The sequence below is a fragment of the Aquabacterium sp. NJ1 genome (assembly GCF_000768065.1).
GTDB lineage: Bacteria > Pseudomonadota > Gammaproteobacteria > Burkholderiales > Burkholderiaceae_C > Aquabacterium.
The window spans coordinates 1,945,633-1,958,342 of sequence record NZ_JRKM01000001.1 but is presented as its reverse complement, the minus strand read 5'-3'; the positions used below and the strand labels follow the sequence as shown (position 1 = coordinate 1,958,342).

The window sequence follows — 12,710 nt, the reverse complement described above, 5'->3', positions numbered from 1 at the left end:
TCGGAGTTTGACATGCAGCCAGATTGGCTCAACTTGGCAACGGGTGACCTTCACGCCCTGGACAACGGCATCAAGAGTGCCCTGCGCATCGCGCTCATCATCGTGGCGGCCTGGTGGGGCATCGTGCTGTCGCAGCGTGCAATCCGCGCCTTGCGCATCCGGATCGCCACGCGATTTGGTGACCGCGAGGCCGTGCAGCGTGCGGAAACCCTGGGCCGTGTCTTTCGCTACATGGCGGCCGTGGCCATTTCCCTGGTGGCCGGCATGCTCGTTCTGGCCGAACTGGGCGTATCGGTGGCCCCGATCCTGGGCGCCGCAGGCGTGGTGGGCCTGGCCGTCGGCTTTGGCGCTCAGGCCTTGGTCAAAGACTACTTCACGGGCTTCTTTCTGCTGATCGAAAACCAGATTCGCCAGGGTGACGTCGTCCAGCTGGGCGACCATGCCGGGCTCGTGGAAGAGGTGACGCTGCGTTATGTCCGCCTGAGGGACTACGACGGCAACGTGCACTTCGTGCCCAACGGCATCGTCACCAGCGTGGTGAACATGAGCCGGGGCTTCGCATATGCCGTTGTCGACGTGAGCGTGGCCTACAAGGAGAACCTCGACCGCGTGATGACCGTCATGAAGGATGTCGCTGCCGGCATGCGGGCCGATGCCGTCTTTCTGGATCGCATCGTGGAAGATTTCGAACTGGCGGGCGTGGAGCGCTGGGACGACTCGGCCGTCATCGTGCGGGGGCGCTTCAAGGTCGCACCGCTCCAGCAGTGGGATGTCAAGCGCGCCTTCCTCTTGCGGCTCAAGAATCGCTTTGATGCAGAGGGCATCGAGATCCCCTTCCCGCAGTTGGCCATTCACCCGGGGGCACGGCCACTCGCCACCTCGTAGGCAAGGCATGCATCCCGCACGGTCACCTCACAATTGCCCCAGCGGGGTATTGGCGGCGCTTTCGTCTGCCTCCAGCAGGGCGATGAGCTTGCTCAGGTCGCGATCCAGGCGCTTGAGCGTTGCCGGGTCCAGTCGCGCCAGCGCTTCAGGCAGCACGCCTGTGAAGGGGGTGGGGGCCTTGGTGATCACGCGGTTGGCGGCAGGCAGCACGGTCAGCACCACGGCACGCCCATCTTTCTCGCTCTTGGCTGTCTTGATCAGGCCTTGCTCGACCAGCGCCCTGACCAGGTTGCTGGCGGTTGACTGATGCACATCCATGGCCAGCGCCAGTTCGCCCACGCCCATGCCGGGGTGCTGCTGGATCAGACTGAGTGCCCAGAGTTGAGCCCCACCAATGCCCACGCTTTTTTCGACCTGGCGGAAGTGCGTCTTGACCGCGTTGAAGACGATTCGAAACTGCCGCAGGACTTGCTTTTGCGTCTCCGTGGCGTTCGGCGGGCTTGGGTGAGTTGGGGGCTGGGTCATCGAACTCGCCGTGGACGGCGCAACGGATTTGCTGCTCATGGATTTCTGGATGGAGCCTGGTGCAACGTTAACATGCCGTCATGACATCCATGAAGCCTGACTCCCATTCCATATTGGCCCTGCACAGGGAGATCAGCGACTGGCGGCTGTGGCTGTCGAGAGGCTTGGTCGTGGCGACGGCCGCTGTGGCGGGCCTGACTGTCGTGGCCTTCACGTGGCTGACCGAACACGCGCTGGCGTGGTTTTCCAGCTGGCAGAAGCAAGTCTGGTGGATGCCGCTGTTGCTGACGCCTGCATGCACCTGCGCCATCGTGTGGGCCACGCGCAGGTTTGCCCCCGGCGCGGCGGGGTCCGGCATCCCGCAGGTCGTGGCGACCCTGGAAGGGGCCATGGTGCCCGCGCAGCGCAGCCTGCTGGTGTCGCTGCGCCTGACGCTGGCCAAGATCTTTCTGACCTGCTGGGGCGTGCTCGCTGGGCTCTCTCTGGGGCGTGAGGGCCCGTCCGTGCAGATCGCCGCGGGCGTCATGGTCAGTGTGCGGCGCTGGCTTCCCCGGCGCACCTTGGTCAACGAACACGGCTTGCTGGTCGCAGGCGGTGCGGCAGGCATTGCGGCCGCATTCAACACGCCCCTGGGCGGCGTGATGTTCGCCATCGAAGAGCTCGCAGGGGCGCCGGAAAAGCGCAACAGTGGCCTGCTGATCGCGGGGATCGTGCTGGCGGGCCTGGTGTCCGTGTCCATCAACGGGAACGCCACCTACTTTGGCGTCATCCACGTGTCGCAGGTGGGGTGGTCCACCGTGCTGCCGGGCTTGCTGGTGGCGATCCTGAGCGGGCTGGCCGGCGGCGTGTTTTCGAAGACGCTGATTGCCTCATTGAGCGGGCAATCAAACGACCGCTTCAACCGCTTTCGTGCGCGCCAACCCGTTGCCTTTGCCGGCCTGTGCGGCCTGGCGATTGCGGTGATCGGCGTGGTGACGCAAGGCATGACATTTGGCAGCGGTTATACGCACACCCGCACCATGCTGGAGGGGGCCGAGTCCACCTCCTTGATCTATGTGGTGCTGAAGTTTGTGGCGACCTGGCTGACGACCTGGTCAGGCGTGCCCGGCGGGATCTTTGCGCCCTCGCTGGCCATCGGTGCCGCATTGGGCAACGATGTGGCGCAGCTGCTCCAGTTCCCGCAAGCCCCCATCCTGATCGCGCTGGGGATGGCCGGTTTCCTGGCCGCGGCCACGCAGGCGCCCTTGACCTCCTTCATCATCGTGATGGAAATGGTGGACGGCCACGCCATGGTGCTCAGCCTGATGGCCTGCGCCCTGATCGCCAGCGGCATCTCCAGGGTCATCAGCAAGCCCTTGTACGGGACGCTGGCGGGCCTGCTGCTCAAGCAGGTGGTCGCGGGGCAGCGTTCGGCACCACCGGCACCACCTGCGCCATGAGGTGCTAACTGCCTTCGAGCTCGTTGCAGGGCGCGTTGGGCGTGCGAGCCCACGGCGAGTTGAATGCTCTTTGGTGTGAAACGGTCGCCCGAAGCGCGGGGCTGAATGGCGGCAAGCGCTGCGTCACAGCTGCTTGCAGTGCAATGGCGGAGCAGGGCTGGGGGCAGTCGGTCGGCTCGGGTGGCTGAACGGCGACTAGCGGAACAAGCAGTCAATCTCTGTTGCAACGTGGGGGCTGATAAACCCTGATGAAGCGGCTCATAGCCGAGTTCGACAGTCTTGATACGCGGCACTCCATGTTCGTACGCTTAGAGCACTGAGCAAAAGCACCGACCTTACCCCCTAAACTATTTGCCGAAAAGTTGGACTGCAGGCGTTCGGGGAGGACGCTCACAATGATCGATCCCGTACAAATGCCATCGGACGCAGAAGCCGAAGAGCCGGGTCTGCCTTGGGCAGATTCTCTTCGTACGGTCCTCGCTCATCTCGACAAGTTCAGCGCTGGCTCTGTCGTGGATGCCGTCATGGTGGTTCTGCGAAGTGCCCCGGCCGATCCCCATGAGGCGCTGGAGAAGTTTCCCTGGCTGCTGGTGTTGATCGCCAAATGGGCACTGCAAGGCGCTTCGCCCCTTCGCATCGGTGACAGGCTACCGCCTGAGCACTTGAATGAGCTCCGCAACCTACTTTGGAGTGGAGGCGACGCCGCGCATATTGAGCGCAAGGTCCGGTTGGGTAAGGTCAACGTAATGCTCATGATGCGGCAGATCCTGAATTGTCAGATGCCTTATCAGCAGCAGGACATCTGGGGTTTGTTCCGTTGGTCGGGGCTGATAGATCGACTGCCGAAGGGGCACGTCTGCCGGCAGCAATACATCGAAGTCATGGGCATGGAGCCGATGTACTTTGTGATGCTTGGAATCACATTGGTCTTTGCAGCCAAGAGCGGCGTCAACCATGTGCCTAACATGGCGGCGTTGGAGATGCTGCGCCCTCACTGTCGCACCGCAACAGAGCGCTTTTTGTCGATGCTTGCTCCGTCACTGCCAGAACTACGGGATTTGGTTCGCCAATTGCCCCGAGCCAAAGGCACGCGCAGCCGAGAACTCTACGAGTTCTCGGCGTTCAAGCGCTACCCATTATTCAGGCATCGCGATGGCACCCTGGTGATGTGGCACCCTGCCATCGTTGATCGGTGCGTTGACGAGATCGTTCACTTACGCTTGGCGCAGTTTGGGGATAGCTACACCGAACCTTTTAGCAAGGTTTTCGAGAGGTACGTCGAGGAGTTGGCGATGGCCACCAAGCTTCCCCTCATGACAGAAGACGCTTACTGGAAGCGGTACGACTCGACGGACAACGCCGTCGACGTGATCCTCAGTTGCGGAGCTGATCGATTGCTGGTCGAGGCCAAGATGGGCCTGTTCCATGAGGACGTGTTGTTGCAGGAGACTGAGCGCGGCGTCCGAGGGCAGACACCGCACCTGCTGCGCGCTCTGAAGCAAGGCTATGCGGTGAGCCATCAATTGGTCGACGATCCACCGGATACCAGAGACGCGAACGACGGCGTTCACTACTTGATCGTCGTCACGAGCCGTGATCTCTTGATTGGGACAGGGCTGATGCTCGACCAGGTGTGTGGTGCTGGACGAGTCGATGCGCCGCCTGATTTTTCAAAGCACCGGCTACCGTTGAATCGAGTGTTCTTCCTGCCCATCCTGGAGTACGAGCGTCTGATGGAGGCTGTTGCCAAGGGTGTGGTCGACTTGTTTGATGTTTTGCGCGACGCGACTGCAGCATGTCAGGATCTTGGAGGCAGCCGCTACCAGTTCCACGACTACTACCGCAGCAAGGTCAAAAATTTCCCTATGCCGGCCCTCATTAGCAACGTCCGCACAGCCGCGATGGAGAAAATTGCTAGAGCGGTTGGCATATCGCTTGATGCCGTTGGCACCCCTGAAGATCAATCGTGAGCATCCCGTCCACCACAATTCCCGTGCAGCCTCATGACCGCTATCGCGCTGCGATGGTTGAGGTCAAGCAACGCCTGCGGGCGATTGATCGGGTCCTCGGCGCCAAGAAGCCCCGCACGTTGTCAACCATCTTCGACAACGAGTTTATGTGGCTGCAGGTACGCAAGATCGTTGAGCTGGTCGCCTTCGGCGGGATCATGGCCGACGAGGCCAGGTACGCTGCGCTGCGCGCGGAGGCAAAGGACAACCCCAACTACCGTCGCGACTGGAAGGTCGGACACATCTTGCGACGGCTGGCCGAGATCACGCCGCATTGCCTTCCACGGCCGCTTTGCGAGCTCCTTCATCTCTCTGACGGCACTAAGCGCCTCGAGGTTGGCAAGGAGAAAGAGATGCTTGAGCGATTTGTCGCGATCTACGAGCACGCCGGTGAGCATCTACATGCTCCCAATCCGTTCGATGACGAGGGGGGCGAGGCTGTCCGTCTTCAGCTTGAAAGCTCACGAGACCGCCTGAGGACGGAGGTGCAGTACCTGAAGGATGTGCTCTGGACACACGTCAAGATTGGCCTAGCCTTTGAAGCTGGAACTGACGTTCCGCGCCTGCCGGCAAGCCCAGAGACTGCATGGATCGTGTTGTTTGGCTCGGCGAACGACGATGAAGTCCGCATGGCGCTGGCCAATGCGCTGCCCGCCGATTGAACGCACGACCAACGAGTACAGTGACCGGTTGACGCCGGTTACCGTGAACTGGGGTGAAAATTGTGGCAGACCGCAAGCGCTGCATTTCCGACTTCCGGCCACCAATCGGCAGCTCCAGACTGATTGCAGTCTCACATTGAGGAATCTGAACAAGCCCCCAAGCTTCGAGGCCTCGCCGGTCACCGCATTGCACCAGCAAATGCATCTACATTAATCCGGGTGTGACCTCGGCGAGATGGGCCGCCCCTGAAGGCTGGTGCGTCTCACGATGGATCGTGTCAAGTCATCACCCCGAAAATACTGAGAATCATGGATTGGGTCCCTGCAGTCTTCATCGTGTTCAAGGTGCTCGTGCTGGGCACGGGCATGTTCTTCGCCATCAAGTGGCATTACGACCAAGGCAGAAAGGAGAATGGCAAGGAGAAGCTGAGCGCGTTGCTGCGCGAGGGCGGCAAAGTAGCCCTTGTCTTCACGCTATTGCTCGTGACCCTGTTGTTCCTCACCTTCGCCCTTGGCAGGAAGCTTGGTCTGGATTTGACCTTTCCATGATCAGGACCTGACCCCCGCTTGTTCGAGATGCCTGGCTTTCATCATGGATAAATGCTTGCTGCAGCAGCAGGTGCTGGAACGGCTCGCCGAAGACCTGCAGCAAGCCGAACAGGCCGCGCGGGTGGCCCATGAAACGGCGACGCACGAAGAGAACATCGCCGAAAACAAATACGACACCTTGGGGCTCGAAGCCGCTTACCTGGCCACCGGCCAGGCGCGTCGTGCCGAAGCCATCCGCCAGGCGATGGCCAATTGGCGGCAGTTCCGCCCGCGCCCTTACGACGCCAGCAAAGGCATCCAGCTCGGCGCACTGGTCTGCCTGGTCGATGCCGACGACAAGCAGCAACAGCTCTTTCTCGGCCCGGATGGGGGCAGCATGAAGCTGGTCAGCGGTACCGAGGTCGTTCAAGTCATCAGCCGCGAAACCCCTTTGGGCAGGGCCATGCTGGGTAAATGCGAGGGGGATGAGGTGTCGATACAGGGTGCGCCAACTCGACTGCAGTTTGAGGTGCTGTGGGTTCATTGAGGCGCACTGGCATCAGCAGGCCTTAAGAATGGGCCGCGAAGATCAGGGCATTGATTCACTCATTGGTGGTGCTGCAAAATGAAACATGCCCAACACGATTTCGCTGCCCAGTTTTTCCGCGTGGTGCTCGCCACCCTGGTTCCGGTCATCCTGGTCGCGTTCACGTCGATCCCTTTCAACCTGGGTGGGCACCCTGGGGAGGTGCGTGATCACGCGCTCATCCAGATGCACGCTGTGGGCTGAGGCCTCGTCCGGTCATGCGGGGGTGCCACGCTGCACGGCGCATGCCGTTGACACACCCGGGGGGGTGCCTTGACCGCCTTGCAGCTGTTGGCCTACATCGTTGCCGCGCTGTTGCTCCAGCTGGTTTTGCGGGGGGATTACCCTGACGCGTCCTTCCCAAGTGACCACCTGACCTAGTGGTGGGCGGTGGCCTGGGCCCGCATCTACGTGGGCGTGCACTTCCCGTTCGACATGATTGGTGCCCCGGCGGCAGCTTTGGTGAGTGCATGCCTGAGCTGGTGCATGGCCCCGTTTTACCTGGCCGCAACCTATGGCTTGACGGAGCGCATCCGTCTGCACTTGTTCAGTGCGCTGATTCGTCGCGGCTGGGTGCGCGCATGAATCGGCAAGCTATGTCGGCGCTAAGTCTTCGTGCGCAGACTGAAGGCATTGCAAGTCGATTTGTGGAGAGGTTCATGAAAAAAATACCTGAACGGCCATCCAACACCTGGCTGAACAAAGTTCCTGAGGTCACATTGGCCTTCTGGATCATCAAGATCATGTCCACGACCGTGGGCGAAACCGTGGCGGATTTCCTTGCGGTGAATGCGGGTTTGGGGCAAGGCCTCACCCGTTCCGTCATGGGGGCATTCTTGCTCGCCGCGTTGGTCATGCAACTTCGCACATGGCGCTACACGCCTTGGGTCTACTGGCTCACCGTCGTGCTGGTCAGTGTGGTCGGGACGCAGATCACAGACCTGCTGACAGACGGGTTGGGGGTCAGTTTGTACCTCAGCACGGCGGCATTTGCTGCACTGCTGGCCGTTCTGTTCTACGTCTGGCATCGCGTGGAGCGCACCCTGTCCATCCATGACATCGTGACGAGGCGTCGGGAGCTGTTTTACTGGGCCACGATTTTGTGCACCTTTGCATTGGGCACCGCTGCAGGTGACTTGGCCACGGAAGCCCTGGGGCTTGGGTTCACGATTGGCGTGATGACCTTCGGCTTGTTGATCAGCCTGACGTTTGCGCTGTGGCGCACGGGTGGCAACGCTGTGCTGACCTTCTGGATCGCCTACATCCTGACGCGCCCATTCGGCGCGGCCTTGGGTGATCTGCTGACCCAGGCCAAGGCCTACGGTGGCATCGGCATGGGGGCAATGTGGACCAGCGCCTTGTTCCTGTCGGTGATCGTCATCCTGGTTGCCAACGCACAGCGCAAGTCCAGATCCCCGAAACTTGCCCCCCCCGCTCGCTGAGCACTGTCGACACAAACCATGCTGAGAGCGTTCCTCATGCCGAATCCAAAGATCCTCATCCGTCCCGCTCTGGCTGCAAGCCTTGCGGTGCTCCTGACCCTCGCCGCAGGGTGCAGCAAACCCTCCGACACGCCCGCCAAGGCAACAAATGCCCAGGCATCCCAAAGCGGTGTCGCATCCAGATTGGGTGATTTGTCCGCCTTCCAGGCCATCGCCAGCGACGTGGCTGCGCTGGTGGATAAGGGGGATCTGCCCAAGGCAAAAGACCGCATCAAGGATCTGGAAGTGGCCTGGGACGCGGCCGAGGCGGGATTGAAGCCTCGAGCAGCCGAGGACTGGCACAAGCTTGACAAAGCAATCGACGAGGCCCTTGAGGCACTGCGAGCCGATGCACCGACTCAGCCCGACTGTAAGTCAGCCATGACCAACTTGTTGCAGACCTTTGCTACGCCAACCGGCAAGCACTGAACCGAAAGCACCGCGCCATGACAACCCCAAGCGAACGCGCCCTGGCCAAAGTCCCCGAGGTCACCTTGGGCTTCTGGCTCATCAAGATTGCCGCCACCACCCTGGGTGAAACCGGTGGTGACGCGGCATCCATGTCTTTGAACCTGGGCTACCTGCTCAGCACCGGCATTTTTGCCGCAGTGTTCCTGGTCGCGGTCATTGCCCAGGTCAAAGCCCGCAAGTTTCACCCTGGCCTGTACTGGATCACCATCGTCGCGACGACGACCGTGGGCACCACCCTGGCTGACTTTGCGGATCGCTCCCTGGGGATCGGCTACGCCGGGGGCAGCAGTCTGCTGCTGGGGCTGTTACTCGCTTCCTTGTACATCTGGTACCGGACGATGGGTTCAGTGTCCGTGGGAGCGGTGAACTCCCCCAAGGCCGAGATGTTCTACTGGGTCACGATCATGTTTTCCCAGACCTTGGGCACCGCGCTGGGGGACTGGACGGCCGATACGGCGGGCATGGGCTACACAGGCGCAGCCTTGTTGTTCGGTGGGATGCTGGCACTGATCACGGTCGCTTACCGATGGACCACCATTTCCAGAACGACCCTCTTTTGGGGCGCCTTCATCCTGACCCGTCCGCTCGGTGCCGTGGTGGGCGACTTTCTCGACAAGCCACTGAGCAGCGGCGGCCTGGCGTTGAGCCGCTACAGCGCATCCTTGGCGCTGCTGGCATTCATGGTGGGCTGCATGTTGGTATTCAGGCAGCGTGCCGCATCGGCTACGCACTGATTACACTGGATCTCCTCAAGTGGACACAGGAGATCGCATGCGCGTCTTGCTGGTGGAAGATGATCCGATGATTGGCGAGGCCGTCCTTGCTGCCTTGAAGGACGCGTCATACGCGACGGACTGGGTACGCAATGGCTTGACCGCTCTGGGTACCTTGAAGAGCCAGCATTACGACCTTGTGTTGCTCGACCTGGGGCTGCCAGGCAAGGACGGCCTGGATGTCTTGCGCAGCGTGCGTGCAACAGACAACCCCGTGCCTTTGCTCATCATCACGGCACGAGACGGCCTCGATGACCGCCTGCAAGGCCTGGACGGGGGCGCCGATGACTACGTGCTCAAGCCATTTCAAATGGCAGAGTTGCTGGCACGCATGCGCGCTGTGTTGCGGCGCAAGAATGGCAATGCGGCGCCTGTACTGGGCAACGGGATGGTTTCGCTCGACCCCACCACCCGGCAGGCCCAGGTCCGCGATGCGACGCCGATCCAGTTGTCCGGACGCGAATTTGCCTTGCTGCAGGCGCTGCTGATTCGCCCCGGGGCGATCTTGTCACGCAGTGAACTGGAAGACCGCATCTACGGCTGGGGGGAAGAAGTCGAGAGCAATGCTGTGGAATACCTGATTCATGCGATCAGGCGCAAGTTGGGTGCAGACATCATCAAGAACGTAAGGGGGGTGGGATGGATGGTTTCCAAACCCGTTTGAGGGCTCGTTTGAAGCACTCCCTTCAGTTCCGGCTGTCTTTCTTCCTGGCTGTTACCAGTCTGTTTGCAGCGCTGGTTGCAGGCGTCGTGTCATTCACTGCAGCCCTGGCGCAAGCGCATGAGTTGCAAGACAGCATGCTCAAACAAATCGCGGTCCTGGCAGCGATGACACCGAGCCAGCACGCGGGCCGTTTGAATACGGATTTATCGACGCCCGATGCGGATGAGGAGACCCGCGTTTCAGTGCAGTGGGTGCCACGGACTGGGCTGCCTGCCCGTAGTTCAGAGTCCACGGTCAACTTGAACATCCCGTCAAGCATCAACGATGGACTTCACACCTTGTCAGTGGATGGAGAAGACTATCGCGTTGTGATTCGATCCACGACAGACGGATCTCGCGTGGTCGTTGCCCAGGAAGCAGGCATGCGCAATGAAATAGCGCGAGGCAGCGCCTTGCGGACCATCGCGCCCATGCTGCTGCTCGCGCCATTGCTTGTCCTGGTGGTCGCCACCATGGTGCGCAAGCTGCTGACCCCGCTCACGCAACTTTCAGATGAGGTCAACGCCCGATCCGAACAAGCGCTGCATCCTGTAGAGGTAGACAACGTGCCTGTCGAGTTGCGGCCGTTCCTGGCTGCCATCAACGGGCTGCTTGCCAGAGTGAAACAATCCATGGATATGCAGCGACGCTTCTTGGCTGATGCAGCACATGAACTGCGGTCGCCGCTGGCGGCTCTGTCTTTGCAGACAGAGCGTCTGGCACAAGCTGACATGTCCGCCACGGCCAAAGACCGTTTGATCACTGTCCGTGAGGGAATCGAGCGGGGGCGCCATCTGCTTGAGCAACTTTTATCGTTGGCTCGTGCTCAAGCTGACTCGCCAAGAAATGCGACATCATCGGTGGCAGTTGACCTTTTGGTCCGCAAAGTCATTGAAGATTTCATCTACCAGGCGGAAGCTAAAAACATTGATCTGGGGATGACCAACAGCGACGACGCGGTGGTCGTTGCCGATGAAATGGCGATCCTGACCGTCGTGAAGAACCTGGTGGACAACGCCATCCGCTACAGCCAGCAGGGAAGCCAGATCGATGTCGGCGTGCACCTGAACGCTGAGCATGTCAACATCACCGTCAGCGACCATGGTCCGGGCATTCCCGCGCCAGAGCGGGAGCGCGTTTTCGAACCGTTCTATCGAATTTTGGGGACAGAGGAAAGCGGCTCTGGATTGGGCCTGTCTATCGTCAAGGAAATTGCTGCTCGGCTCGAAGCCGAGGTCACCCTGACTTGCACGGAGCCTGAGCATGATCGTGGCTTGACGGTAACGCTGAGTCTCCCTCGCCGGTCCCCATCGAACTAAACCATGTCTCTTATTCGTTAGATCGATTCAGCCAGTGCCACTGCTAGCAGCACTGGTGCGCCGACTGCCATGGCGGGCCAACCCATTGCACGCACCGCTGGATCAGGAGTAGGCTCGCATGGTGCGCGCCCTCCCGTTGTGGGGCGGGTAAGCAGAATATTGTGAATCGCGTTGTGATGACATCAGAAAACTCGCCTTCTCTTACCTCGGCCTCCGTCTCGAACCGCGACTTGCGCAAATTGGACGAGTTGCTGCCTGTGAGCATGCGCATCGCCACCTTGGCCCGCCTGCTGGGCATTTCACTGGGTTCAGATGCGGACCTCAATCACCTGCTGGCGCGAACGCACCTTGCGTTTCAAGCCGAGGCGGCCAGAAGGCCGGGCGAGAAGTCATCCATCCAGTCGCGGGAGCTGGAAGAGTTGCGCGGGCTGCTGGCCTTGCGTTGCGAGCTCATGGCGCAACTGGTCGCCGAACAGGGGCTGGAGGCGGTGCACGCTGTCACGCAACAGGTCCGGGATCACCTGGCGCATCTGGGGCTGCATGAGCAAGACCATGGCTTCCTGCTGGGCAGCAAGATCGACCAGTTTTTTGCAGACAAGTAGACGGGCGCGGCGCGTCGCCGGATCAGCGAATGCGCTGGAGCAAACGGACCAGCATGGGGCGAACGAAATGGGCGCCGTCCGGGCCGCAATGCACCTCGAAGGGCGCCCGGACGCGTTCGATCATGGCGTCGTCGATGCCATGGTCCTTGTAGGTCGGGCGCATCATGCGCTGCTCGAATTGTGGGTAGTCCTGGAAATGAACGGGCATGTCAAACCTGACGCGCGCCACTTCTGCGAAACGTGCCTGAGGTGATTCGGTGGCGCGGTCCACCGCCTTCTGGGCTTCCGCACGCACGAGCCCCTCGTCGTTGAACAGCTTGACGATGTCATTGAGCGCCCCCTCGTAGAGCGGTTCTGACACATACAGGAAGCCTTCGGGCTTGAGCACCCTGGCGACTTCATTCAAAGCCTGGTCCATGCTGTCAAGCGGCACATGGTGCAAGGACTTGAGCATCAAGGCCAGATCAAACTGCGCATCCGCTTGCGGGATCTTCTCCGCCCCGCCGACCTCGAACTGCATGCCGGCCGCAGGCGCCTGGAGGTTGCGCCCGTGCTGGATCAGGTCCACCTCGTAGCCAACGTAGCTTGCATCAGGGTGGCGTTGCGTCAACTCGCGTGCCAGGGCCGCTGCGCCGCAGCCCAGCTCGATGATGCGCGCTGCGTGCAGCGGGACCAGGCTGGACAGCACATCCAGTTCGTTGTTGACCAGTTCGATGTGAGATTTCAT

The 12,710-nt window shown here is 60.9% G+C and carries 15 protein-coding genes; 13 read left to right on the top strand and 2 right to left on the bottom strand.

Annotation, left to right across the window (positions count from 1 at the left end; translation table 11 throughout):
• Positions 1 to 12: 12 nt before the first annotated feature.
• Complete coding sequence (locus JY96_RS08405) at positions 13 to 885, top strand: mechanosensitive ion channel family protein (RefSeq protein ID WP_052162279.1); 873 nt, start codon at positions 13 to 15, stop codon at positions 883 to 885.
• 27 nt (positions 886 to 912) lie between these two features.
• On the opposite strand, the gene JY96_RS08400 is transcribed toward JY96_RS08405, so the two are convergent.
• On the bottom strand, positions 913 to 1,449 hold the full coding sequence (locus tag JY96_RS08400; RefSeq protein ID WP_235333881.1) for a MarR family winged helix-turn-helix transcriptional regulator: 537 nt from the start codon (positions 1,447 to 1,449) through the stop codon (positions 913 to 915).
• 50 nt (positions 1,450 to 1,499) lie between these two features.
• On the opposite strand from JY96_RS08400, the gene JY96_RS08395 reads away from it, so the two are divergent.
• The 12 genes from JY96_RS08395 (at position 1,500) to JY96_RS08340 (ending at position 11,983) form a co-directional block, all read left to right on the top strand.
• Entirely contained in the window at positions 1,500 to 2,849 is a 1,350-nt protein-coding gene (locus JY96_RS08395) for a chloride channel protein (RefSeq protein WP_052162278.1), read from the top strand.
• Positions 2,850 to 3,244: 395 nt separating this feature from the next.
• Entirely contained in the window at positions 3,245 to 4,819 is a 1,575-nt protein-coding gene (locus JY96_RS08390) for a hypothetical protein (protein ID WP_035036584.1), read from the top strand.
• Positions 4,816 to 5,520, top strand: a complete 705-nt coding sequence (locus JY96_RS08385) for a hypothetical protein (protein ID WP_035036580.1) — start codon at positions 4,816 to 4,818, stop codon at positions 5,518 to 5,520. Before JY96_RS08390 ends, JY96_RS08385 begins: the two co-directional genes overlap by 4 nt.
• Positions 5,521 to 5,826: 306 nt before the next feature.
• Entirely contained in the window at positions 5,827 to 6,069 is a 243-nt protein-coding gene (locus tag JY96_RS08380) for a hypothetical protein (RefSeq protein ID WP_035036578.1), read from the top strand.
• A gap of 43 nt (positions 6,070 to 6,112) precedes the next feature.
• Positions 6,113 to 6,595 (top strand): GreA/GreB family elongation factor, encoded by a 483-nt coding sequence (locus tag JY96_RS08375; protein WP_035036576.1) that lies wholly within the window; start codon positions 6,113 to 6,115, stop codon positions 6,593 to 6,595.
• 78 nt (positions 6,596 to 6,673) lie between these two features.
• On the top strand, positions 6,674 to 6,838 hold the full coding sequence (locus JY96_RS23530; protein WP_161784266.1) for a hypothetical protein: 165 nt from the start codon (positions 6,674 to 6,676) through the stop codon (positions 6,836 to 6,838).
• A gap of 455 nt (positions 6,839 to 7,293) precedes the next feature.
• The gene (locus JY96_RS08365; protein WP_035036574.1) at positions 7,294 to 8,076 is read left to right on the top strand and encodes a membrane protein; all 783 of its coding nucleotides are present in this window, start codon (positions 7,294 to 7,296) and stop codon (positions 8,074 to 8,076) included.
• A 36-nt stretch (positions 8,077 to 8,112) separates the two neighbouring features.
• On the top strand, positions 8,113 to 8,544 hold the full coding sequence (locus tag JY96_RS08360; RefSeq protein WP_035041759.1) for a hypothetical protein: 432 nt from the start codon (positions 8,113 to 8,115) through the stop codon (positions 8,542 to 8,544).
• Positions 8,545 to 8,561: 17 nt separating this feature from the next.
• On the top strand, positions 8,562 to 9,320 hold the full coding sequence (locus JY96_RS08355) for a membrane protein (RefSeq protein ID WP_035036572.1): 759 nt from the start codon (positions 8,562 to 8,564) through the stop codon (positions 9,318 to 9,320).
• 37 nt (positions 9,321 to 9,357) lie between these two features.
• On the top strand, positions 9,358 to 10,023 hold the full coding sequence (locus JY96_RS08350) for a response regulator transcription factor (RefSeq protein ID WP_035036570.1): 666 nt from the start codon (positions 9,358 to 9,360) through the stop codon (positions 10,021 to 10,023).
• Positions 9,999 to 11,381, top strand: coding sequence for a HAMP domain-containing sensor histidine kinase (locus tag JY96_RS08345; RefSeq protein ID WP_035036567.1), 1,383 nt, complete (start codon positions 9,999 to 10,001; stop codon positions 11,379 to 11,381). The genes JY96_RS08350 and JY96_RS08345 overlap by 25 nt, the downstream gene beginning before the upstream one ends.
• Positions 11,382 to 11,557: 176 nt before the next feature.
• Positions 11,558 to 11,983 (top strand): hypothetical protein, encoded by a 426-nt coding sequence (locus JY96_RS08340; protein ID WP_152606407.1) that lies wholly within the window; start codon positions 11,558 to 11,560, stop codon positions 11,981 to 11,983.
• Between the two features lie 22 nt (positions 11,984 to 12,005).
• Here the strand turns inward: JY96_RS08340 and JY96_RS08335 are convergent, their stop codons facing one another.
• A complete protein-coding gene (locus JY96_RS08335; protein WP_035036564.1) occupies positions 12,006 to 12,710 on the bottom strand; it encodes a class I SAM-dependent methyltransferase in 705 nt (234 codons plus the stop codon).

Excerpts from the sequence above, each read along its gene's own strand:
- JY96_RS08405 (WP_052162279.1), top strand. The coding sequence starts at position 13 with ATGCAGCCAGATTGGCTCAACTTGGCAACGGGTGACCTTCACGCCCTG.
- JY96_RS08400 (WP_235333881.1), bottom strand. The coding sequence starts at position 1,449 with ATGAGCAGCAAATCCGTTGCGCCGTCCACGGCGAGTTCGATGACCCAG.
- JY96_RS08395 (WP_052162278.1), top strand. The coding sequence starts at position 1,500 with ATGAAGCCTGACTCCCATTCCATATTGGCCCTGCACAGGGAGATCAGC.
- JY96_RS08390 (WP_035036584.1), top strand. The coding sequence starts at position 3,245 with ATGATCGATCCCGTACAAATGCCATCGGACGCAGAAGCCGAAGAGCCG.
- JY96_RS08375 (WP_035036576.1), top strand. The coding sequence starts at position 6,113 with ATGGATAAATGCTTGCTGCAGCAGCAGGTGCTGGAACGGCTCGCCGAA.
- JY96_RS23530 (WP_161784266.1), top strand. The coding sequence starts at position 6,674 with ATGAAACATGCCCAACACGATTTCGCTGCCCAGTTTTTCCGCGTGGTG.
- JY96_RS08365 (WP_035036574.1), top strand. The coding sequence starts at position 7,294 with ATGAAAAAAATACCTGAACGGCCATCCAACACCTGGCTGAACAAAGTT.
- JY96_RS08360 (WP_035041759.1), top strand. The coding sequence starts at position 8,113 with ATGCCGAATCCAAAGATCCTCATCCGTCCCGCTCTGGCTGCAAGCCTT.
- JY96_RS08355 (WP_035036572.1), top strand. The coding sequence starts at position 8,562 with ATGACAACCCCAAGCGAACGCGCCCTGGCCAAAGTCCCCGAGGTCACC.
- JY96_RS08350 (WP_035036570.1), top strand. The coding sequence starts at position 9,358 with ATGCGCGTCTTGCTGGTGGAAGATGATCCGATGATTGGCGAGGCCGTC.
- JY96_RS08345 (WP_035036567.1), top strand. The coding sequence starts at position 9,999 with ATGGATGGTTTCCAAACCCGTTTGAGGGCTCGTTTGAAGCACTCCCTT.
- JY96_RS08340 (WP_152606407.1), top strand. The coding sequence starts at position 11,558 with ATGACATCAGAAAACTCGCCTTCTCTTACCTCGGCCTCCGTCTCGAAC.
- JY96_RS08335 (WP_035036564.1), bottom strand. The coding sequence starts at position 12,710 with ATGAAATCTCACATCGAACTGGTCAACAACGAACTGGATGTGCTGTCC.